This window comes from Pseudomonas sp. NPDC085632 (assembly GCF_044541255.1).
Classification (GTDB): domain Bacteria; phylum Pseudomonadota; class Gammaproteobacteria; order Pseudomonadales; family Pseudomonadaceae; genus Aquipseudomonas.
The window spans coordinates 1-21,714 of the sequence record NZ_JBITSX010000011.1 but is presented as its reverse complement, the minus strand read 5'-3'; the positions used below and the strand labels follow the sequence as shown (position 1 = coordinate 21,714).

General features: G+C 53.2%; 18 protein-coding genes and 1 pseudogene. 7 read left to right on the top strand and 12 right to left on the bottom strand.

Annotated elements, in window-relative coordinates; all coding sequences use genetic code 11:
- Positions 1–128 precede the first annotated feature (128 nt).
- From ACIF4X_RS10900 to ACIF4X_RS10875, 6 genes are all read left to right on the top strand, one after another.
- Positions 129–782 (top strand): ABC transporter ATP-binding protein, encoded by a 654-nt coding sequence (locus ACIF4X_RS10900; RefSeq protein WP_397482113.1) that lies wholly within the window; start codon positions 129–131, stop codon positions 780–782.
- Positions 779–3,250 carry an FtsX-like permease family protein gene (locus ACIF4X_RS10895; RefSeq protein WP_397482112.1) on the top strand — a complete coding sequence of 824 codons (2,472 nt, stop codon included), beginning with the start codon at positions 779–781 and terminating at the stop codon, positions 3,248–3,250. The genes ACIF4X_RS10900 and ACIF4X_RS10895 overlap by 4 nt, the downstream gene beginning before the upstream one ends.
- The gene (locus tag ACIF4X_RS10890) at positions 3,240–4,307 is read left to right on the top strand and encodes a lipocalin-like domain-containing protein (RefSeq protein ID WP_397482111.1); all 1,068 of its coding nucleotides are present in this window, start codon (positions 3,240–3,242) and stop codon (positions 4,305–4,307) included. Before ACIF4X_RS10895 ends, ACIF4X_RS10890 begins: the two co-directional genes overlap by 11 nt.
- A gap of 153 nt (positions 4,308–4,460) precedes the next feature.
- Complete coding sequence (locus ACIF4X_RS10885) at positions 4,461–4,703, top strand: hypothetical protein (RefSeq protein ID WP_397482110.1); 243 nt, start codon at positions 4,461–4,463, stop codon at positions 4,701–4,703.
- A gap of 10 nt (positions 4,704–4,713) precedes the next feature.
- A complete protein-coding gene (locus ACIF4X_RS10880) occupies positions 4,714–4,911 on the top strand; it encodes a hypothetical protein (RefSeq protein WP_397482109.1) in 198 nt (65 codons plus the stop codon).
- A gap of 85 nt (positions 4,912–4,996) precedes the next feature.
- Positions 4,997–5,581, top strand: coding sequence for a hypothetical protein (locus ACIF4X_RS10875; protein ID WP_141128672.1), 585 nt, complete (start codon positions 4,997–4,999; stop codon positions 5,579–5,581).
- Positions 5,582–5,930: 349 nt separating this feature from the next.
- Here the strand turns inward: ACIF4X_RS10875 and ACIF4X_RS10870 are convergent, their stop codons facing one another.
- The gene (locus tag ACIF4X_RS10870; protein WP_397482191.1) at positions 5,931–6,740 is read right to left on the bottom strand and encodes a glycosyltransferase family 2 protein; all 810 of its coding nucleotides are present in this window, start codon (positions 6,738–6,740) and stop codon (positions 5,931–5,933) included.
- Positions 6,741–6,965: 225 nt separating this feature from the next.
- Between ACIF4X_RS10870 and ACIF4X_RS10865 the strand changes: the two genes are divergently transcribed.
- Positions 6,966–7,778, top strand: a complete 813-nt coding sequence (locus ACIF4X_RS10865; RefSeq protein ID WP_397482190.1) for a VanW family protein — start codon at positions 6,966–6,968, stop codon at positions 7,776–7,778.
- A gap of 162 nt (positions 7,779–7,940) precedes the next feature.
- On the opposite strand, the gene ACIF4X_RS10860 is transcribed toward ACIF4X_RS10865, so the two are convergent.
- The 11 genes and pseudogenes from ACIF4X_RS10860 to ACIF4X_RS10810 all read right to left on the bottom strand — a co-directional run.
- Positions 7,941–8,975: a DUF6708 domain-containing protein gene (locus ACIF4X_RS10860; RefSeq protein ID WP_397482108.1), complete on the bottom strand. Its 1,035-nt coding sequence runs from the start codon at positions 8,973–8,975 to the stop codon at positions 7,941–7,943.
- A gap of 174 nt (positions 8,976–9,149) precedes the next feature.
- The gene (locus ACIF4X_RS10855; RefSeq protein WP_397482107.1) at positions 9,150–9,602 is read right to left on the bottom strand and encodes a hypothetical protein; all 453 of its coding nucleotides are present in this window, start codon (positions 9,600–9,602) and stop codon (positions 9,150–9,152) included.
- Between the two features lie 710 nt (positions 9,603–10,312).
- A complete protein-coding gene (locus ACIF4X_RS10850) occupies positions 10,313–11,290 on the bottom strand; it encodes a tetratricopeptide repeat protein (protein ID WP_397482106.1) in 978 nt (325 codons plus the stop codon).
- A 17-nt stretch (positions 11,291–11,307) separates the two neighbouring features.
- Positions 11,308–12,276, bottom strand: a complete 969-nt coding sequence (locus ACIF4X_RS10845; RefSeq protein ID WP_397482105.1) for a tetratricopeptide repeat protein — start codon at positions 12,274–12,276, stop codon at positions 11,308–11,310.
- Positions 12,277–12,502: 226 nt separating this feature from the next.
- Positions 12,503–13,471, bottom strand: coding sequence for a tetratricopeptide repeat protein (locus ACIF4X_RS10840; RefSeq protein ID WP_397482104.1), 969 nt, complete (start codon positions 13,469–13,471; stop codon positions 12,503–12,505).
- Between the two features lie 111 nt (positions 13,472–13,582).
- Positions 13,583–14,560 carry a tetratricopeptide repeat protein gene (locus ACIF4X_RS10835; RefSeq protein WP_397482103.1) on the bottom strand — a complete coding sequence of 326 codons (978 nt, stop codon included), beginning with the start codon at positions 14,558–14,560 and terminating at the stop codon, positions 13,583–13,585.
- A 9-nt stretch (positions 14,561–14,569) separates the two neighbouring features.
- The gene (locus tag ACIF4X_RS10830) at positions 14,570–15,541 is read right to left on the bottom strand and encodes a tetratricopeptide repeat protein (RefSeq protein WP_397482102.1); all 972 of its coding nucleotides are present in this window, start codon (positions 15,539–15,541) and stop codon (positions 14,570–14,572) included.
- Complete coding sequence (locus tag ACIF4X_RS10825) at positions 15,534–18,542, bottom strand: hypothetical protein (RefSeq protein WP_397482101.1); 3,009 nt, start codon at positions 18,540–18,542, stop codon at positions 15,534–15,536. Before ACIF4X_RS10825 ends, ACIF4X_RS10830 begins: the two co-directional genes overlap by 8 nt.
- 1 nt (position 18,543) lies before the next feature.
- Positions 18,544–19,377: a DUF4123 domain-containing protein gene (locus tag ACIF4X_RS10820; RefSeq protein WP_141128677.1), complete on the bottom strand. Its 834-nt coding sequence runs from the start codon at positions 19,375–19,377 to the stop codon at positions 18,544–18,546.
- Positions 19,362–21,440 (bottom strand): type VI secretion system tip protein TssI/VgrG, encoded by a 2,079-nt coding sequence (gene tssI / locus ACIF4X_RS10815; RefSeq protein ID WP_397482100.1) that lies wholly within the window; start codon positions 21,438–21,440, stop codon positions 19,362–19,364. The genes ACIF4X_RS10820 and tssI overlap by 16 nt, the downstream gene beginning before the upstream one ends.
- A gap of 130 nt (positions 21,441–21,570) precedes the next feature.
- A pseudogene (locus tag ACIF4X_RS10810) lies at positions 21,571–21,714 on the bottom strand (type VI secretion system tube protein Hcp); the annotation flags it as partial.

Sequence of the window (21,714 nt, the reverse complement as noted above, 5' to 3'; positions counted from 1 at the left end):
TTTGTGAACAGCCTCATTCCCTGTGGGAGCTGGCTTGCCAGCGATGAGGCCATTGCGTTCACTGCAAGATTCAGGTCTGTCATCGGCATCCGCTATCCTTGCCCCACACTGACCGATCAGGTGGCGGCATGCTTCACGTTGAAAACGTCTTCAAAAGTTATCTAACCCCGCAAGGCCCATTGCCGGTGCTGCAAGGCGTCGACCTGACACTGGCGCCCGGCAGTAGCCTCGCGCTCATGGGCGAATCCGGCAGCGGCAAAAGCACATTGCTGCACCTGGTGGCCGGTCTCGACAAAGTCGACAGCGGCAGCATTCGCAGCGGCGAGCATCGACTTGAGGCAATGAACGAGGCGCAACTGGCTAACTGGCGGCGCACAGAAATCGGTCTGGTGTTCCAGCAGTTCAACCTGATCGGCAGTTTGCGCGTCGAGGACAATCTGGCCTTTCAGGCGCGGCTGGCCGGCCGTCATGAGCCGCGTTGGCAGGCGCATCTGGTGCAACGCTTAGGGCTGGGCGATTTGCTCAAGCGTTATCCCGAGCAACTTTCCGGAGGCCAACAGCAGCGGGTCGCGTTGGGCCGGGCGCTGGCCTCGCAGCCGAAATTGCTGTTGGCCGATGAGCCCACCGGTAGCCTCGACGAAGCCACCAGCGACGAAGTCCTGCGGCTGTTGCTGGAATTGCTCGATGACACGCCAACCACCTTGTTGATGGTCACCCACAGCCCGCGAGTCGCGGCCCGATTGGCGCAGCGAGTGGTGTTGTCCAGTGGACGGCTGACGTGATCGTCTTTGCGCAAACGCTACGCGCGCTGCTCAGCCATTGGCGGCGTCATCCGGTGCAGTTTTTCAGTGTGCTGACCGGGTTGTGGCTGGCGACCAGCCTGCTGACCGGCGTCGAAGCGCTGAACAGTCAGGCGCGCGACAGTTACGCGCGGGCCAGCCAATTGATCGGCGGCGAGCCGCAGGTCAGCCTCAGTACGCCGAACGGCGCAACGTTCGCGCAGCAATGGTTCGTGGATCTGCGCCGACAGGGCTGGCCGGTGTCGCCAGTGTTGCAAGGTCGGGTGCTGCTCAAGGGCCTCGACAATCAGCGGCTGCAATTGATGGGCATCGAACCGGTGTCGCTGCCGGCCGATTCGGCGGTGGCCGGGCAGGCGCTGCCGATCGAGCGTGTGGTCGAGTTTTTCACGCCGCCGGGCAGTACCTGGATTTCACCGGAAACTTTGCAAGCACTGGCTCTGCGTGAAGGCGACACGCCGCAAACGGCGAATGGTCTGCGATTGCCGCCGTTGCTCGCGCAAAAGGACATGGCGCCCGGCCTGTTGCTGGTGGACATCGGCGTCGCGCAAACCCTGCTGGAACAACCCGGGCAATTGTCGCGGCTGTTGCTGCCCAAGGATTTTCACGCTGAGTTGCCTGCCGCGTTCAAAGGTCAGTTGCAGCTCAAGAGCAGCGGCGAGGAAAACAATCTGGCGCGACTGACCGAGAGCTTTCACCTCAATCTCGATGCGCTGGGATTTCTCTCGTTTGTGGTCGGCTTGTTCATTGTCCACGCCGCGATTGGGCTGGCGCTTGAGCAACGGCGCGGCTTGCTGCGTACGCTGCGCGCCTGCGGGGTCAGTGCGCGGATGTTGATCTTCTGCCTGATCGTTGAGTTGGGTGCGCTGGCGCTGATCGGCGGATTGTTCGGTGTGATCAGCGGCTATTGGCTGGCGAGTGCCTTGCTGCCGGATGTCGCCGCCAGCCTGCGCGGATTGTACGGCGCCGAAGTGGCGGGGCAGTTGCGCCTCAGCCCCTGGTGGTGGTTCAGCGGTATCGGCTTGAGCCTGCTCGGCGCCTTGCTCGCCGGGGCCAACAGTCTGTTGCGCGCCGCCCGTTTGCCGTTGCTGGCCGTGGCCGATCCGCAAGCCTGGCATCAGCAATATGCGCGCTGGTTGCGTCGCCAAGCCTGGCTGGCGGCGGTGCTGGCTTTGCTTGCCTTGGTGGCATTGATCGGGGGCGACAGTCTGGCCAGCGGTTTTGTCCTGATGGCCGGGTTGCTGATCGGCGCTGCATTGGCGCTGCCGGTGTTGCTCAGTGCGCTGTTGAATCAGTTGCTCGGGCGCAGTCGCTCGGTGCTCGGCCAGTGGTTTCTCGCCGATTGCCGCCAGCAACTGCCGGCACTGAGTCTGGCGTTGATGGCTTTGCTTCTGGCGCTGGCCGCCAACATCGGCGCCGGCAGCATGACTGCCGGATTTCGCCAGACCTTCAACGACTGGCTAGAACAACGCCTGAGTGCCGAGTTGTATATCAATCCGAGCAATCCGGCCCAGTCGCGGGAAATGTACAGCTGGCTCAAGCAGCAGCCGAATGTTGCGGCGATTCTGCCCAACTGGCAGGTCGCCGTGACGTTGCAAGGCTGGCCGGCGGAGGTGTTCGGCATCATCGATCACGCGCATTATCGCCAGCACTGGCCGCTGCTCGATGCGATGGGCGGCGATCCGTGGGCACATCTGGCCACGGATGATGCGGTGATGCTCAGCGAGCAAATCTCCCGGCGCTTGAAATTGCACGTGGGTGAACACGTGGCGATTCCTACACCCAACGGCACATGGTCGCCGCGCATCGTCGGCATCTACGCCGATTACGGCAATCCCAAGGGCCACTTGCTGGTCAACATAAACCACCTGCTGCGCGGCTGGCCCCAACTGACGCCGAACCGTTTCAATCTGCGCATCGAGCCGCAGAATATCCCGGGATTTTTAGCTGCATTGCAGACGCGTTTTCAACTCGATGACAGCCGTATCGTTGATCAGGCGCGGCTCAAGGGCTGGTCGGTGCAGGTTTTCGAACGCACCTTTGCAGCGACGGCGGCGTTGAACAGTTTGACGCTGGCGGTGGCGGGCGTGGCGCTGTTCATCAGTCTGCTGACCCAGAGTCAAAGTCGCCTCGGTCAACTCGCACCGCTGTGGGCGCTGGGCGTGACGCGACGGCAGTTGATGTTGCTCAATCTCGGGCAGACCTGGCTGCTGGCGGTGCTGACGCTGGTGCTGGCGTTGCCACTGGGGATCGCGCTGGCGTGGTGTCTGGACGCGGTAATCAATGTGCAGGCGTTTGGCTGGCGGCTGCCGTTGCGGGTGTTCCCGTGGCAATTGCTGCAGTTGATGGGGTTGGCGTTGCTGGCGACGTTGCTGGCGTCTGCATGGCCGCTGTATTCGCTCTATCGCACGCAACCGGCTGACCTGCTGAGGACGTTTGCCCATGAGGATTAATTTCGTTGTGCTCATGGTTTTGTTGCTGCTCGGTGGTTGCGATCAATCGGCTCCGGAGCAAAAAGGCTTCGCCGGGATGGGCGATCAGGCGTTGGCGTTTACGCCGGTGGTGCCGGGCCGGGTGTTCAGTTTTCCGGCAGATCACGGGGCGCATGACGGTTTTCGCATTGAGTGGTGGTACGTCACCGCCAATCTCAAGGATCAGCAGGGCAATGAGTTTGGCGTGCAGTGGACGCTGTTTCGCAGTGCGCTGAAACCTCTGGCGGAGCAGGCCGGGTGGGCTGATCAGACGATCTGGCTCGGGCATGCGGCGGTGACTTCGAGCACGGTGCATCACGCCGCCGAACGTTACGCCCGAGGCGGAGTGGGGCAGGCGGGTGTGCGGCTGGCGCCGTTCGAGGCGTGGATTGATGATTGGCGGTTTGCCAGTCAGGCGCAGGATCCGTTGAGCGACCTGCAACTCAGCGCTCGCGACAAGGATTTCGCCTATCAACTGCACCTCACTTCCAGCCGCCCGCTGGTGTTGCAGGGCGACAAGGGCTTCAGTCAGAAATCCGAAGAAGGTCAGGCGTCGTATTACTACAGTCAGCCGTTCTTCCAGGCCAGCGGAACATTGCAGATCGACGGCCAGACCTACACCGTCAGCGGCCCCGCGTGGCTTGATCGCGAATGGAGCAGCCAGCCGCTGACCGCCAATCAAACCGGTTGGGACTGGTTTTCCCTGCACCTGGACAGTGGTGAACACGTGATGCTGTACCGCATGCGCCAGAAGAACGGCGCGCCGTATCTCACCGGCACATGGATAGCCGCCGATGGCCAGACGCAAACGCTGCGCAGTTCGCAGATCCGGCTCATCCCGCAAGACACCGCAAAAGTCGCCGGCCGCGCGATGCCGGTGAAATGGTCGATCAGCATCCCCGACAAACACCTCGACATCACCCTCGATGCGCTCAACCCGAATGCCTGGATGAACCTGCGCATCCCTTACTGGGAAGGCCCGGTGCACATCAGCGGCAGCCATCCCGGCCAGGGCTATCTGGAAATGACCGGGTACTGAAAGGTATCCGCAAATCCCTGTAGGAGCTGCCGAAGGCTGCGATCTTTAAAAGCAACCTCAACAGATCGCAGCCTTCGGCAGCTCCTACAATGGATCGGTTTGAACTCGGCTTGCTGTGTTGTCCTCTATAGAGAAACCTGTCGAGGATTGGCAATGAGCGACGACCTGCAACCCCCAGACCTGAATTCCTGGCAGCGCCTGTTCGATGACCAGACCTACTGGCAGCAATCCCCCGACGCGCACTATTTCGACCTGCAACGCATCGCCGACGACCTGCTCGGCCAAGGCGCCATCGATCTGGAGCAATGGCAGCTCCTGCGCGCCAAGGCCGACGACCTGCACAAGGATTCCCCCGCCATCAACGTCACCCGTGAACTCGACGACCCCGAAGCCTGAGGACTACCCCATGAAACCCATCACCCAAGGCGAACACCCCGACGAACCCCGGCCACCGGGCGAAACCGAACGCGACAACGACGCCCTGCGGCCCACCGACCCGAAACAGCGCGAAAACACTGGCAAAGGCACGCCCAGCGGCGAATCCACCGCGCAAGATACCGCCAAGCAACAAACCTCACCGGCACAAACAAAAGCCAAGCCCTGAACAGCGTCTATGCTCAGTGGCACGCCCGGCGTCGAAGCCGCTTCAACGCCGGGTGCTGCCATTCATCACAGGGAAAGTATTGCTTATGAAGCTCGACGCACTGGCCAAGGCCATCACCCTCGCAACCGTACTGTCCGCCACCAGCTTCGGCGCCCTGGCTGCCGATATTCCGCTGTCTGCCACTGTTGAAGCCGATCAGGTCACCACCAAAGTGATCTCCGTCGATGCCGCCAACCATCAGGTTGTGCTCGAAGGGGCCGAAGGCAAGCCGGTTCACGTTCAGCTGAGCGACAAGGCGAAAAACCTCGACAATCTCAAGGCCGGCGATCAGGTCAACATCCAGGTGCAGCGTTCTGTCGCCGCTTACCTCGACACCGATGTGGATAAAGGTCTGCCTGGCACCACCGAACGTACCGGCGAGTTGCGTAAGGCCCCGGGCAGCGATAACCCCGGTGGCGAAGCGTTCCGTCAGGTTCAGGTGCAACTGAAAATCACCAAAATTGATTTGAAGAAGAATCAGGTGACCCTGCAAAACCCGGCGGGCGTATCGAAAGTGCTCGACGTGAAAAAGCCTGAAATTCAAGCCAAACTGAAAGATCTGAAAGAAGGGCAGAGCGTTATTGTCACTTACACCGACATCTTGAAAGTGACTAGTCAACACGAAAGTTGAGCTTTAACTCTACAGGGTGACTGCTCTTGTACAGTTTTTGTATGAGAGTAGTCATACTATTAGTTTGGATGGACCTCATTGAAAGTTTCATGAAAGGAATCGTCGATAAATATCTATTAACGTTTTCGTACATAAATTTCATATTCAAGAATGAGGACATAAGCGCCAACTTCTATTAAAATCCTTCCCGTTCGCCCAGTGTCAGGGCTCTTTACCGGTGCATGGATTGCCAGGCCATTACACTGGGCGAACACCTCTTCGGAGTGGATGTATACAATTTCTGCAAACAAAAAGGGCGACTTTATAGTCGCCCTTTTTGTTTGCTGTGAATTAGACCGAGTTGTGCGCTTCAGCCTTGTCTTGCTGCCCCTTGAAAGCGCTTCAGCGTGGCCTGATACATTTTTGTCCTGCGGTGATTTGCCCCGTAGGTGCCTGCAGCCGCGACGGTTCCGGACTGGATGTGATCCAGATAGCGGAAAATCTTGCGCGGCGACAAAAACCTGATGCCATAGCCCAGGCTGCTCATTCGATCTTGCAGCGCATAACCCGGCACCTGTTCATCCATGCAGAAGTGCAGGCCTTGAGACTTCATCAAACGTGCGTTCCACAATGTGCAGAAACTTTTCAGATGAGTTTCTTTGTAGGGTCTTGGCATTTTCGAGCGCAGGCCAAGACGCACTTTAGCTTTGCGAACATAGTGCTTGCAAAAGCGCGAAGTTAGTCGCCACGTATCACGAAAAACTCCCCGATTGAGTTGTTCGACACAACCGACTGCGGCCATATCCGGGGTTTTCGTGCACTCGCGCATCATCATTGCAAACACTTCCTTGTCGTAGACAAAGGTATCTGTGTGCAACAGAAACAGGTAATCGGTGTCGACTTTTTCCAGTGCTAGATCCAGTGCCTTGCCATGTGCAATATGGCCGATTTCCTTGCCCGGCGAAGGCCGTTCAATCAAGTTGATCCAATCGAGCGAACGCAAGTAATCGAGACTGGCGTCCGCCGAATCGTTATCCACCACCCACACCGGAATGCGCTGGTCCTGAACATGCTCACGCAAAAGCTCAAGGCACATTCTGGTGATGTCCGGGGTTTTGTAATTTACCAAGACAAGGCTGAAATTCGGCGATGGCTGGGTTGGTAAATCAAACGCTTTCATGTCGGAAGGACTCATCTGCGATTCAAAGGCAACAGGTTTCATGGCCGCGATCGTAGCGATGCAACCTTAGTCGAACCTTAATTTGCGGATTTGGTGGCAGGGAGAGTGTGTCGAAGTGAGACCGCTGGTCTTGTGAAATGCATGGGGTGCTGCCGGTCATTACCGGATAAAATGCGCGCCCCTCTCACGTTCAAGGAAGAAACGGCGCGCGCCGTTGTGTCACGGATGAAACCACTTTCCCTATATCACCCGGCCTTGTACTGGCTGCGCGTGTGGCAAAAAAGACTGTTTCGCCAGATTGCCTGGCACTGCTCCAGCAAACGCTACGCACGCCCCGTCGCTATGGCCGAGCGCTTGCCATTTCGCTACCTCAAACACACCTCGAAACTCATCCGTAAACTCGGCGACTCCGACCTCGCCTTGCAACACAACAAAGTCATCAACCTCAAACTCGCCGTCGCCGCCATCGACGGCGTCATCATCGGCCCCGGCGAATACTTCTCCTTCTGCCGCCTCGTCGGCCGCCCGACGTTGAAGCGTGGCTACGTTGAAGGCATGGAACTGTCCTTCGGCGAGGCTCGACGCGGGGTAGGCGGAGGCATTTGCCAACTGAGCAACCTGATTCACTGGATGGCGATTCATTCGCCGCTGGTGGTGGTCGAACGCTCCAACCACAGCTTCGACCCGTTTCCGGATGAGGGGCGGGTACTGCCGTTTGGGTCCGGGGCGGCAATTTTCTATAACTACGTTGATCTGGTGCTGCATAACCCGACGGATCGGTACTTTCAGCTGAAGTTGAACGTCGGCGAGACACAGCTCGAAGGGGAGTTGTTGTGTGATCGGGTGAGGGAATATCGCTATCACGTGTTTCAAGAGGCGCATCGGTTTGTGCGGGAGGGTGCGCGGGTGTATCGGGAGAATGAGATTTGGCGAGAGGTCAGGGAAAAAGGGCAGGTGGGGACGTTGGTGGAAAGGGAGAGGCTTTATCGGAATCGGGTTGTGGTGAAGTATGAGGTGGCGGGCGAACTGGTTGAGTAGATGCATTGTGGATGCGGGGTTTCAGCTTCGATCACGTAAGTGTTGCTCTTCAGCTTTTCGCGGATTTTTAGGCGGGTTAGTCGTTTACCGAGTAAGGGGGCAGGCTATTCAGGGGAGACCACTTCTAGAAGAAATAAACGTGGTTTATCCCCGATTGTCTATTTACTGTGCTTGATCAGAGCGCTTGAGTTTGAAATGGTCGAGAAAAGTTCTCCCCTTTAAAAAGGTTGAGCGAATCTCGGCGGTTTTATGTAAAAGTTCCTCGCTCGGATTTGCATGCTGATCAGTGGATATTGGCTTCGACCACTGCAGTACTTCTTTAGGGAATTTTGCTTTTGGGCGGTTATTTACCCAGCCGGAAATATAGCAGGGCAAAGTCCAGCCGCTAAAAAACTGTATCGTCAGGAAGCCCCAGGCGTAACGGATTACGGAGTGTTCTGCTCGGTAAGTTCGTCGACATAAATGGAAAAACGCCACACTTCCCTCTTCAAGTTCGTCTGTTTGTGGCGCAGGCAAGGCTGAGGTTCCTTCTTCCATATAGGCCCGTATAGCCTCCCATTCGGAAATCGCTAAACTTAAACTCCCGCAAGCGACAGATGACCAAAGAATGTTTCCGGTTTCTGCTTCACGCAAGCCGATCATTAATTTGAATTCAGGTATCGTTGCATATTGCGTTACTAGTTGGCCAGCAGATACGCAGGCAATAGTACTCTCCCAAGCTACATAATGTGGGCGGCTTCCCTTTTTTGGAATGAAAACGATCTCGCGACGTTGACGGTTAAAACGTATGGGTGGATGTTGTGTGATCTGGCGTGTAGAAAGATAAAAGATCACGGTATAAAGCAAGGCTAATGGTATTACAATCGCCCCCACGACCGGGCCGGAGAAAAACTCCCACCAACTTGATAAGAATGGTTCAAAATTTCGTCGTAGCCAGGACAAGTATCCGGTTGCAAGAAATAGAAAAATAATAAAAAACATGACGACGCCAATACCCACTCTCGCCATGAACTCAAAGTTTCCTCGTCCTACGGAAAAATCCAAGTAGGTTTCGTTTGCCTCTTGATGTAAATTGCGGGCGCTGAAGGCTGGCATACCTGTGGGAACTGGCATCGGCGAAAGATAAATAAATTCGGTTCCGAATTTGTTTTCAGTGTCACCGGCTTGGGGCAAACGGTCGAATTTATTATCAGGCATTGAGTTGGTCCGGCAGAGTGGGCATCGCTAGCGGGGCGCTTTTATTCTAGTATATAAAATATCTTTCGAAAGCTAAAAAACGTCGTGTGTACCAGTTATTAAAATGCTGTGGTGGTAATCATTTGCGTGTCTCTGAATTTGTATCCATGCTAGAGGGTTTTAAACCGAAGTAATCTAAAAGGGTCTTCCCTCTTGCGAAGTGCTTGCGAAGTGCTTGCGGATTTCTTCGGTTTCCGCAACTAACTCTTTGCTGGGCTTTGCATGATCGGCTAGAGGGAGGGGCGTTGACCACTCTAATACTTCTTTGGGGAATAGCGCTTTAGGACGATTGTTAATCCATTCGGATATGTAGCATGGTAAAGTCCAGCCACTAAATAACTGAATTGTGATAAAGCCCCATATGTAACGTATTAGGGAATGTTCTTCGCGATAGCTCTCACGGCATAATTTGAAAAACTCGACAGTACCTTCTTCAAGTTCGTCGCTATAATTGGTTGGGAGGCTGTCTATACCATTCTCCATGTAAGCTCTAATAGCTTCCCATTCTGATAGCGCCAGACTTAAGCGACCACATGGTATTACACTCCAAAGGACTTCGCCGCTGGTCGTCTCGCGCAGACCGATCATTAGCTTGTGCTCTGGGGTCACAGAATATTGTGTTATCAGCTTGCCGGAAGATACGCAGGCTATAACGCTTTCCCAAGATGTATATCTGGGCTTGTCTCACTTTTTAGCTACGTATACAACTTCGCGGCGCTCACGATTAAAACGTAGAGGCGGGTTTGAAGAGAGCTCATTGGCTAACTTTATAAAATAATAAAGATAGAGTGCAGCAATCGATAGAATTATGAACCATATCACGGGGTTGAAGAAAAATCTGGCCCAGGCACTGAGGAACGGTTCTGAGTATCTTCTGATCCAAGAAGCGAAAGCTGAGAAGAAAAAAAGTGAGGTGATAATTAACATTGTCGAACCAATACCAATTCGCACCATGAACTCGAAGTTCCCTTGTCCTGTAGAAAAGTCCAGGAAGGTACTATTGGCATTGCGGTGTAGTTGCCGAGAGCTGATCGCAGGCATCCCGGTTGGCGGTTTCGGAGACAAGTATATTATTTCTAGTCCATTTTCTTTTTCGAAGTCCCCCACGTGGGGTAATCGCTCATACTTACTTTTAAGCACTTGGGTTCTCCACCCTTGCTTCCTTTGCTCCTGCGGCGGCTCTGAAAGAAATGGGTGTTTTGGAAAGAAAAAGCGACGGATTATTTAATTGCTGAAGTATCTGTTAAATAAATCTATCGCTTTGTGTTGTTGGTTGTTCTCTAGTTGCAATGGAGTTGCTAGTAACCGTATGTCGGATGGAAATACGATAAAGGAGGGTGAGATTTTTCCCATTCTTTTGCGAATGATATTCCTAGCTTTATTTCTCCAGGTTGCATTTTTTTTGCTATTTCCAGGAGGTTCAATCTTGCATCTTCAGGTGCGATGGCTCCGCCTTTGAGGCTTGCTATCAAGTAGGTGAATCCGTAAGCCTTAACGAGATCTAAAGGAAATCCATAAGTATCTGGAAGATGGGCAATATTTAATGCGTAGCCCCCTAGTGCATTTATATGTCCGGATTCAGCTGTTTTTTTGAGCCAGCTTCCGACCTCTTCTTTACTACCATTGTGTTCATATAAATAGTTTGCATACAGATACATGCCCGGAGGAAAACCTCCTTCTGCTGAAGCCTTAAACCATTTTTTAACTGCTTTCTCGCGACTTCCAGGGATCAAAAACCATCCCTCTCCACTTTGGTAAGCACTAGCGAGCCGCTGTTGAGCAAAATTATCACCCGATTCTGCGGCTCGTTCTAGCCATTCTAATCCTTGATTTGCCGTAAACAGCACAACCATTGCCTCAGTATCACCTTTGTCGGCACGTTCACGGGCAATTTTTAAAGCTTGCTCTCTCCAATCAACATTACCTTTCCCCGCGCAGTCATCTAGTAAGTTGCAAAGATCCTTTTTACTACTTAGACGTAGCATAGCGTAAAGTTCACCTTGCTCTGCCGCAGCTACGTACCAATTTCTGGCCTCCTCTGTCATGTAGCGATTACTTAGTCGTATCGCCTCACCTAGAAAATATTGAGATTTTTTATCGCCGGCCTCAGCCGCGGTTCGTAAAAACGGTTGCGAGGAAGTCCATGCACCTTGCTTGTAAAGCATAATGCCAGTTTCTTTCGCTACCGCTTGATTTTCAATTAATTGGGCGTTGGAAATTGATGTTGTGGAAACCCACAAGGCGATGCTTAAGAAAAGAGGGCGGAGAGCGGACACAGATAAACTTCCTTAGGTCAGTAGCCGTAAGCCGGAACAAAGTAGGAAAGTGGTGGGTGAGTCTTTTCCCAATCTTTGGCAAAGCGAATCCCATCCTCGATTTCTTGAGGACTCATCTTTTCGGCAATTTCAGAGAGGCTTCTTCGAGCATCCTCAGGGGCTACGCCACCGCCTTGCAAATGGGAGAGAAGGTAGGTGATTCCATAGGCTTCTACCAAGTCCAAAGGGAATCCGTAACTGTCAGGGAGATGCGCGACAGTGAGGGCATATCCACCAGCAGCATCAATATGACCTGACTCAGCCGCTTTTTTTAGCCAATATCCTACATCTTCTTTGCGTGCATTATTTTCATATAAAAAATTTGAGTATAGGTACATGCCCGGCGGGTAACCGCTGTCAGCTGAAGCTTTGAACCATTTTTCAACGGCTTTCTCGCGACTACCAGGAATAAGGAACCAACCCTCACCATCTTTGTACTTACCAGCGAGCGTTTTTTGAGCAAATCCACTGCCTGCTGTCGCTGCCTTTTCTAACCATTGCAAACCTTGGCTAGCGGTAAATAAAACAATCATTGCCTCAGTATCGCCTTTCTCGGCGCGTTCATTTGCAATCTGCAGCGCATAACTCCGCCATTCTTCATCGTTTTTACCTGAGCAACTTTGAATCTCTTTGCACAAGTCATGCGCACTCAGCCGAAGCATTGCGTACAAATTTCCTTGATTAGCTGCGGATTTGTACCATTTTTTTGCATCTTCGGTGGTGTAGCGGTTGCTGAGGCGGATAGCCTCTCCCAGGTAATATTGCGCTGTACTGTCCCCTGCATCTGCCGCGATTTTCAGTAGTGGCTGTGAATCGTACCAATCACTTTGTTGATAAAGAATAATCCCGTTATTTCTTGCTAATAGCTGTTCTGTTGTTAGCTGTGCGAAAGCTGGAGTGAATAAAAATATTGAGTATAAATTGATGATATATATTATTTTAGTCAATGATTCGTCCTGTATGGAAAGCTTTGACTATTTGAATGGGGGGAATGATGGTCAGTGTATACGTTCGATTAAGTATGGTCGCTATAGGTTGTTTCTCTGGTGCAAAAAAGTCTATCTTTCAATGGTGTTTTTAATCGGGGGCATTCCATATGTAAAATATGATAAACCGTGTTCTGCCCCTGAATGTAATTGAGCGAAGGTAGGGTTGTTAAGAATATTTGATCGTCTAGTATCCGTATATTGGGTCAAAATAAGATAAGGGAGGGTGATTTTTTTTCCATTCTTTCGAAAACTCAATTCCTTCTGTTATTTCTACAGGATTCATCTTTTTAGCCAGATCCGGGAGCAGTCGCTTTGCATCTTCTGGTGCTGTTCCTGCCTCCAGTTTTGAAAGTAAAAGCGTCAAGCCGTATGCTTCAATCAGATTTTCTGGGTAACCAAGTTCATTGGACGGATCTGAAATTTTGTATGCGTAGGTGCCAACTGCATCTATATGACTGTGTTCCGCTGATTTTTTTACCCAGTATGCGATATCTTCTTTACTACCATTATGGTCGTATAAGTAATTCGCATATAGGAACATACCTCTCGGGTTACCACCTTCCGATGACGCTTTAAACCATTTGATAATCGCTTTTTCTCGACTACCTGGAATCCAAAACCACCCGGCACCGCTTTTGTAAGCGCTAGCCAGCATTTGTTGTGCGTAACTGTCACCTGCTTCGGCCGCTTTCTCAAGCCATGGCAGGCCCTGACCAGTCGTATACAGGACGGTCATTGCTTCTGTGTCGCCTTTTTTTGCTCGTTCTTGAGCCGTTGTTAGTGAACGCTCTCGCCAGTCCACTCCATTTTTATCTGTGCAGGTACCCATACTTCCGCACAAGTCATTTTTATTGCTTAAGCGGAGCATTGCATATAAAAAACCTTGCTCAGCAGAGGCCTCATACCACTTTTTTGCGTCTGGAGTGATATAGCGCTGACTGAGTCTAATAGCTTCGCCCAAATAATATTGTGCGTCACGATCCCCTGCCTCTGCAGCAATGTTCAGGAAGGGCTGGGAGTCGTACCAGTCGCTCTGTTTGAAAAGAATAACTCCCGTTTCTCCTGCTTCTTTTTGCGCTGTTGTCATTCCGGCGGAAGCTGGGTTAGACAGTGCTAACGAGAACAATAAAAATAAAGTAATATTTTTGATCATTGATGGGGTCTATAAAATTTTAATTTTTTGTTATGCGATCGTTGGTTTTACAAATACCCAAGGGCTAGTCGCACTTAGAATATTTGGCGGTAGCCTTGGGAATAAATTGGCTTAATATCCGTAAGTTGGATCAAAATAGGAAAGTGGAGGGTGTGTCTTTTCCCATTCCTTTGCGAATGAAATTCCCATTTCGATTTCTTCAGGTTTCATTTTTTCTGCAATCTCAGGGAGGCTGATCTTCGCTTCCCTTGGTGCTGCTCCCCCTCCTTGAAGCTGTGTTATCAAATAGGTAAAGCCATAGGCTTTGACTAAATCGAGCGGAAAGTCGTAACTGTTCGGAAGGTGGGCAATATTGAGGGCATAGCTTCCAAGTGCATCGATATGTCCTGCTTCAGCTGTTTTTTTAAGCCAATGTCCTATCTCTTCCTTTTTTCCATTGTGCTCATATAGGTAGTTAGCATAAAGGTACATTCCGGGAGGATAGCCCCCTTCCGCAGACGCCTTAAACCACTTCTTGACTGCTTTCTCTCGACTGCCTGGGATCAGGAACGAACCCTGTCCATTTTGATAGGCACTTGCTAGAAGCTGCTGGGAAAAGTTATCATCCGACTCTGCAGCCTTTTCTAACCACTCCAAACCTTGTTGGGCTGTGAAGAGCGCAGTCATTGCTTCGGTGTCGCCTCTCTTCGCGCGCTCATGTGCAGTTTTTAAGGCCTGCGCCCGCCAGTCCTGACCACTTTTTTGCTTGCAGGTTTCGATAATAGTGCAGAGGTCTTCTTTGTTACTGAGACGCAGCATGGCATAGATATGTCCTTGTTCGGCTGCGGCCTCATACCATTTCACTGCTTCCTCTGTCATGTAGCGATTACTTAGGCGGATGGCCTCGCCTAAGTAGTATTGAGCGTCTCGATCACCCGTTTCGGCGGCGGTTTGCAAAAAAGACTGTGAAGAAGTCCAAGCGCTTTGATGGTAAAGCGCGATGCCGCGATCTTTGGCCGTAGCTTGATTCTCTGTCAATTGGGTGGCATAAACATTTGGTGCAAGCATTAAGAGAAGAAAGCTTGTCACTAGTTTCATGATTAATGCCACGTTGAGTTCTCAATAGCCGTAAACAGGGACGAAATAAGAAAGCGGTGGGCGCGTTTTCTTCCATTCTTCCGCAAATAGAAGGCCTTGCTTGATTTCTTGTTCTGACATTTTCTCTGCTATATCAGGCAATATCATCTTTCCATCTTCGGCGCCTGTTCCACCACCCTCAAGCTTGGACATTAGGTACGCTAGTCCATACGCTTCCACTAAATTTTTAGTGTAGCCAAGATTGTCCGGCAGATGAGCTATGCTCAGCGCATAGTTGCCCATGGCATCGATGTACCCACTTTCGGCAGATTTTTTTAGCCAGTAGGCTGCATCTTCTTTTTTACCGTGGTGTTCATACAGATAATTGGCGTAAAGATACATGGCTCGCGGATAACCCCCATTAGCCGAGGCTCCATACCATTGTTCAACAGCTTTTTCGCGGCTGCCAGGAATCAGAAACCATCCTTCCCCATCTTTGTAAACTCCGGCAAGTGTATTTTGCGCTAATGGGTCGCCTGCATCTGCAGCCTTCTCCAACCAACTAAGACCTTGCTCGGTGATAAACAATACTGTCATGGCTTCTGTGTCGCCTTTATCGGCGCGCTCACGAGCAGTTACTATTACTTTCTCACGCCATTCATCAGCGCTCTTGCCCGTACATATTGCCAGATCGCTGCAGATGTCATTTTTGCTGCTCAGACGAAGCATCGCGTAAAGGTTGCCCTGTTCAGCTGCCGCCTCATACCATTTCCTTGCCTCGGAAGTTGTATATCGTTCGCTTAGCCGAATTGCCTCTGCTAAATAATACTGAGAAATGCTATCTCCAGCTTCTGCAGCTTTCGCTAGCAGTGGCTGAGAATCATACCAGTCATTTTGTTGGTAAAGAATTAACCCCTTCTCTTTTGCCGATTGTTGTTCCGGAGTTATTTTTGCGAAAGCGGCACAAGGAAGGAGTACTGAGAGCAGCAAGCTGAAGATAATCTTGTTAATCAATGTCAGGTCCTTTGTAAACCGCTTTCGTGTCTTGAATTGGCGCAAACGCAGGACCTTTGTAAATTGTAGTGAATTCGCAGTGTCCATTTAAACGTGCACCCAGTTTTTCTACATGTTCACGATAACGTGATCTTGTTTTATTGCTGATTTCGTCGAGCGCGTAAACCCGCTCTGCCATAAAAGTATCAAGTTTTAGTTTGTTCTTGCAATATGTGGTGCCTGCTTGTTTCGGACGTACCCCGTCGCGATTCATACATATAATTGATTCTTCGAATTGCTGGGCCGCATTAGCCTTGGAAGCTATCCATCTTAAACATTGCTCGATGGCTCTCTGTTGCAGGTGATATGCATTGTCCTCGTCGAAGGTTTTGTTCTTCTGATTTTCCTCCACAGTAAAGGACGCAGGGGCTGCGCTTAGCGCCATTAGTAATGGTCCAAAGGCTTGAGGTTGTAGGTTAAACACCCAATCCTGCATTTCCTTCTGATTCTTGTCATTAACGATTGAGTAAGCAATCAACCCCCCACGCCCCCCCTCAGTCAGCGCATCAAAAATCCCTTTAACAATGGCATACCCACGCACATAGGCAAACGCCACATCGATACCAGTGGCGCCGAGGAAGCTCAGTTTCTGCAGGTAGTCCATGGCTTCGCCATCGACCCACTCAAGATCCTTGTATTGGTTCGCGGCCATTTCCTGTCGCACCAGTTCCGTCAAGGCTACGATGCTGTCGTAGCCGACTTCAAAGGTCAAATACCCTTTGACACCTGCGCCCCAGACCAGCGCGCCCTTGATCGATAACAGCAATAGGCCGTTTTGCATCCGCAGTTGCATGTCGCCGGTGTAGCCGGCGCCGATGGCCACGGCCACTTCAACTTCCAGTTTGGCCATAGGGCGCCACTGGTTGGCTGAAATGCGATTGGGCACGGGAGCAGGCGGGAGAACGCTTGGGGGAGGGCACCAGAACAGTTTGCCGGTGACTTTGCACCCGGCTTGAGCGCCGGCAAACACTTCGAACTTCGCCAGGTCGCCGGATTTTTCAGCGATGTCTACACCGACCAAGCTGGTGTAGCCGGTTTTCTGGTCCAGGGTCAGGTCGCGCGACAGCATGAGGCTTGCACCAGCGAATCCCCAGGCCTTGGCTTCCAGATCCAGAGACAGTTTGCCGAAGTTGACGCTGCGCACGCTGCCGTCATGAGCCTTGTATTTTGCGACCCAAGGATCGGCTTTTGCCCGTTTCGGGAATTCGACTTTGAGTAAGCTGACTTCGCCGCGCCACGCTGTTACATCCAGTGCAACTTCTACGTTGGCAATCTGAGGGGAACCACTTTTCAGCGTGGGGCCTTCCATTTTGACTTCGGACAGCAGGTTGGCACTTTCCGGGAGCAAGCATCGAACCAGTTGGGCCTGCGGGCTGTTGTCGAACAGCATGAGGTTGCGCAACTGTTTATCTTCGAAAACCATGGCTTTGAGGTTTTCGCCCCAACTTTTGCGTTTGGCTTCGGCTTTGATGCTTTCGACTCTGTAGCCTTTGGCTTCCAGTGCGGTGAAGAATTTTTCAGGCACGAAAAGTCCATGTTCATCGAACCATGGTCCCTTTTCATCGAACTGCAGCGCGCCTTCCTGTTCCAGCCAATCACTGAATATCCGGTCGTCGTCGGATTCTTTGGCAATCGACTTGGGCAAACTGGTCGCGAGTTCTTTGAGTTGACCCTCGAATGCGTTGCCGCTGACCTGTGCCAGATGTTTCAGGCTGATGTGGTTCAGGATCGTCGTCGACGATGCGCTGCTGAGTTCACGCAGTGGAATGTTTGTTTTGGCCAGTCGTTCGAGGGGTTTTGGCTTGTAGCTTTCCGCGTCCCAGAGAAACAGACGGGGCGGCTTCAGTGTTCGAACGCGTGCTTCGGCGGTGTTCTGAATTCGCTCTGCCTCGTCATTCAGGTCGTACCACTGTTTCTGCAAGCTGACGAAGAGCACGCCGGGTGGCGCAGATTTTCCGCCAGTGGCCGAGACCCATTGGGAGTAACGTTCTTCGATCTTTTTCTCAAGCTCATCGCGTTTGGTGGTCAGCTCGATGAATGCCTGAAAATCCTCGGTACCGGCGTATTGGTCATCGGGACTCAGCGCAAACTCGGGAACTGCAATCCCGCACTCGGCAAGCTCGACAATGGCATTGATGTACTTGGACATCAGGTCTTTCAACGCCAGGATGTTGATTTGCACACCCTTGAGTTTCTTTTCGTCGATCTCGCCGGTTTCAATCAGCTTTTTGTGAAGGGCCTTATATTCTTTCAGATGTTCCCAAGCCGAGGCGATCTTCTTAGTGCCTGGATCGAACATTTTGTAGCCGTGGGCTTTCGCCTTGTCGCGCTCTTTAATGTACGTATCGATGGCTTCACAGGCCTTTAACGCGCGCGGGGTATAGAAGACGCCGTTTTCTCGTTTGTACCCCAACGTTTTTGCTTTTTCGTCGGAAACTTTTTCGAGGGTTTCCATGTTTTTCTGGTTTTTCTCGATGCGTTGTCCAGCGTGGAACATCTCGCGCTCGGCGTGCATCGTGGCGTCGCTATCACCCTTTGCTTTTGCCGTTTCCCAATCCTTGCGGCACTGCGCCTTTTTGGCAGTGTCTTCGGGGATTGCCGACTTCGACGCCAGGTAACTGCTATGTTGCTCGCCTTCGAGAAAGGCTTCCGGGCCAGGGGTGAGGAAATAGTCCATCAAACCCGCGTCGGCGATGTTGCTCATGCGCGTGGCTTTATCAGCGTCGACGGTTTTCTGTTTGAGCAGGCTGACGCTTTCCTTGAGTTTCTCGGACGTGCGCTTGGGCAACAGCCAGAAACGGCGCTGACCGGTGACGTAGATGATGTCGTCATAGCTGCTGCTGCAGCCCGGCTTCTTGTCTTTGCAGAACGTTTCCGCGTCGGCAGTCTTTTTTGGTGGATCGGCCGGAATGACAACAGGTGGTTGTTCTGGCGCGGGTGTTTGTTCGGACGTACCTGTCATCTCAGACTTCCAGTCGTTGTACTTTCTCGAATGCCGGCATGTCGCTGCTCAGCACGTTCATGACGTCGGTGCGGGCCTGCAACGGACCTTGGTTCAGATTCGGCAGCAGGTGCTCAAGATGACGTCCTTCTTCAATGCCGTGATCCACCAGCAGTTGCAAATTATCGGCCACGTCAGACAATTGCGAATCCGATAAGCCCGCTGCGGACTCGGCGTTCCGCAGCCGAATCCAGTACCACCAGCGGATCTCATCGAACGCTATCAGCGTGTCGCTCTTCAGGTGCAGCGGATATTTTTGTTCGCCATTAGAGGCATCAACTTTCTCTGTTTGTTCCCAAACACGCCATTGTTGATCGTCGCTGTGGGCGGGCGGGGTGTAGACGCTGGCCCAAGGGCCGAACAGCGCTCGGGCGGGTACCGTCAGCGCCAGCGCGCTCCAGAATGCCGGGTCGTAGTAGCGCGCCAGCGAGTCACCATGAGACGGGTCGTTCATGCGCAGGAGGCGACGAGCATGCAAGAGCGCGGTCTCTGGCTTTTCACGCGAGGTCAGCAAAATTCCCGCGCGGTTGTCGCGGCATAGCTCTATGGCTTGGGCGGCGGCAGGACTTCCCGGTGTCAGTTGCAGCCAGATCGGACTGACATCATTCATTTCGGCAAACGGCGTATCCTGAAACAGCTTTTCAACACCATTCAACCCGGACTGTTGATAAAGCTTTTCCAGAGCCCGAGGCTGGCGAACGCTGTCGATGATGCCATACAGGGTGCGGTTTCCACTGTTGCCCGATGGCGTTGTGGCCACGGGTTGTTCAAGGAAATGACTCAGCCATTCAGACATGGGCAAACCTCTCGCGAGCAAGCGCCATTGGCTTGCTTTCCACAGATCGGAACAAGGGGCAGGCCTTGAACGCTTTTTCGTACAAACGGATTGGTCATTGGCGGGACTAACACCTTGCCAGCCTTGTCAGCATCAGCCTGTTTCACGACGCCGGGCAACAACGGCGCCGCCCCCGTGCCGCTCCCCGGGCTACCACCCGAGTTCATATTGATCACCGGCCCACTCATGGTCACGCCACCAGCATCAATCTTGATGAAGCTGCCGCCGCCGATCAGGGTCAGCTCACTACCGGCTTCCATCACCACTTTCATGCCGCTGCTGAGGTGGATTTCCTGGCCGGCGTCGATGAACTGGCCGGTGCCGATTTTGATGTGCTGATTGACGCCGACAGTCAGGTGGTCGTTGGCGCGCGCTTCGACTTTGCGGTCGGCGTAGACGGTGTGGTGTTCTTCGGCTTTGAATTCCGTGTAGCTGTTCTGTTCGACGGTGTCGTGGCGTTCGTTGCCGACGCGGATTTTCTGGTCGTGCTCGACGTTTTCGTCCCAGTCGCGCTGGGCGTGCAGGTAGATCTGTTCCTGACCTTTTTTGTCTTCGATGCGCAGTTCGTTGTAGCCGCCACCGCCCATCGAACTCAGGGTTTTGAAGGTGCTGCGGGTCTTGTTCGCCGGCAGCTCATACGGGACGGTGTTTTCCTTGTGGTACAGGCAGCCGCTGATCAGCGGTTGATCGGGGTCGCCTTCAAGGAAGGTGACCAGCACTTCCATGCCGATGCGCGGGATGGCGATGCCGCCATACTGGGCGCCGGCCCAGGCGCTGGAGACGCGCAGCCAGCAGCTGGTTTTGTCGTCGGCTTCGCCTTCGCGGTCCCAATGGAATTGCACTTTGACGCGGCCGTACTCGTCGCAGTGGATCTCTTCGCCTTTCGGGCCGGTGACCACGGCGCTCTGGCTGCCGAGGATGCGCGGTTTCGGGTGGCGCAGGGGCGGGCGGTTGGGCACGTCCCATGGGGTGGCCTGGAAGCAGTTGCGGTAGCCCTGATGGAAATCGTCTTTGAGTGCGGTGGTGTCGCTGGTTACCGATTCTTCGAGGACTTGCGGTTGCTTGCCTTCGTGGTGGACTTCGGTGAGCAGCCAGAGGTCATTCCACTTGGCTTTCGGGTGCGCGGTGAGGGCGAGGAAGTGGCCGCTGACCAGCAACGGTTGATCGCTCTTGCCTTCAGCCAGCTTGAAATCGCTGCGATGACGTTCGAGGGCGCGTTTGGCCAGATGTTTGCCGCGCTCGCGGTCGATGAAACGACCTGGGTAATCGTAGTCTTCGAGGTCGGGCAGGGCGTCGCCGCGGTTTTCGCTTTCGAGGGTGAGGCGCGGTTTTTCGAAGTCGTAATCGCGGCGGGTGGTGCGGCTGGTACGGGTTTCCAGGCGCAGGTCGAAGCGCTTGATCACCGGGTCGCTGGCGACCATGCCGGAGTCTTGCTGATAGGCCACAGGCTTGAGTTTCGGGAACACCGTCTGGTCATCGCCGAACACCAGTTTGTGCGCCGTCGCCGTGTGCTCGAAGTGGTAGTGGATACCTTCTTCCTCGCACAGGCGCTGGATGAAATGCAGGTCCGATTCATCGTATTGCACGCAGTAGATGCGCTCGGGATAGATCGAACCGGTCTTGAATTCGTAGGCGTTGCTTTGAATGCCGTGCTCTTCGAGGACCATACCGATGATTTTCGGCACCGTGAGGTTCTGGAAGATGCGCTGGTTGACGCGATGCGCCAGGTAGGACAATTGCGGGCGCAGGGTCACCGAGTAACGGGTCAGGCGTTTGCCGGAATCGCCTTGCGCGGCGCGGTAGATCTGGCCGTGGATGCCGCTGCCGTCGGGCGACAGTTGCAGGAAGGCCGGTTTGTGCAGCAGGGTTTCGAGGTCCAGCGACGGCTGCTCACTGACCAGCTCCACCTCGAAGACAAAAGGCTGGCTGATGGCTTCCCGACCGGTGAGGGTAAACACCTGAAAATCGGCGGAAAGGCCTTCGATGGTCAGGGCAAAGTGGGTTTCATTGGCCGGCGCGAACATCCCTTGTTCCTCGTGCTGTACAGCGGCGTACGTCGACGACCGCAAAGCGGCTCAACTTACGCGAAATTCTGGAGGGCGAAAACAACATCGACCAGCAGAGCTGGCCGATGCTTGTAACGATCAGCCGTAATTAAACGACTGGAGCACGCCAGTCATCGGAACCCGAAGTACCGGATACTTCGTGGGTCCAGGTGATTTTACGGTAGGTGAACTGCACTTCTTCCAGGTGGGTGACGTGCGAGTTGCCTGGATCGGGGCGTTGTTGAAGTTTGTG

Coding starts and splice junctions, on each gene's coding strand:
- ACIF4X_RS10880 (WP_397482109.1), top strand. CDS start 4,714: ATGAAACCCATCACCCAAGGCGAACACCCCGACGAACCCCGGCCACCG.
- ACIF4X_RS10885 (WP_397482110.1), top strand. CDS start 4,461: ATGAGCGACGACCTGCAACCCCCAGACCTGAATTCCTGGCAGCGCCTG.
- ACIF4X_RS10875 (WP_141128672.1), top strand. CDS start 4,997: ATGAAGCTCGACGCACTGGCCAAGGCCATCACCCTCGCAACCGTACTG.
- ACIF4X_RS10855 (WP_397482107.1), bottom strand. CDS start 9,602: ATGATCGGTCTGCGCGAGACGACCAGCGGCGAAGTCCTTTGGAGTGTA.
- ACIF4X_RS10890 (WP_397482111.1), top strand. CDS start 3,240: ATGAGGATTAATTTCGTTGTGCTCATGGTTTTGTTGCTGCTCGGTGGT.
- ACIF4X_RS10825 (WP_397482101.1), bottom strand. CDS start 18,542: ATGACAGGTACGTCCGAACAAACACCCGCGCCAGAACAACCACCTGTT.
- ACIF4X_RS10840 (WP_397482104.1), bottom strand. CDS start 13,471: ATGATCAAAAATATTACTTTATTTTTATTGTTCTCGTTAGCACTGTCT.
- tssI (WP_397482100.1), bottom strand. CDS start 21,440: ATGTTCGCGCCGGCCAATGAAACCCACTTTGCCCTGACCATCGAAGGC.
- ACIF4X_RS10900 (WP_397482113.1), top strand. CDS start 129: ATGCTTCACGTTGAAAACGTCTTCAAAAGTTATCTAACCCCGCAAGGC.
- ACIF4X_RS10865 (WP_397482190.1), top strand. CDS start 6,966: ATGAAACCACTTTCCCTATATCACCCGGCCTTGTACTGGCTGCGCGTG.
- ACIF4X_RS10820 (WP_141128677.1), bottom strand. CDS start 19,377: ATGTCTGAATGGCTGAGTCATTTCCTTGAACAACCCGTGGCCACAACG.
- ACIF4X_RS10870 (WP_397482191.1), bottom strand. CDS start 6,740: ATGAAAGCGTTTGATTTACCAACCCAGCCATCGCCGAATTTCAGCCTT.
- ACIF4X_RS10860 (WP_397482108.1), bottom strand. CDS start 8,975: ATGCCTGATAATAAATTCGACCGTTTGCCCCAAGCCGGTGACACTGAA.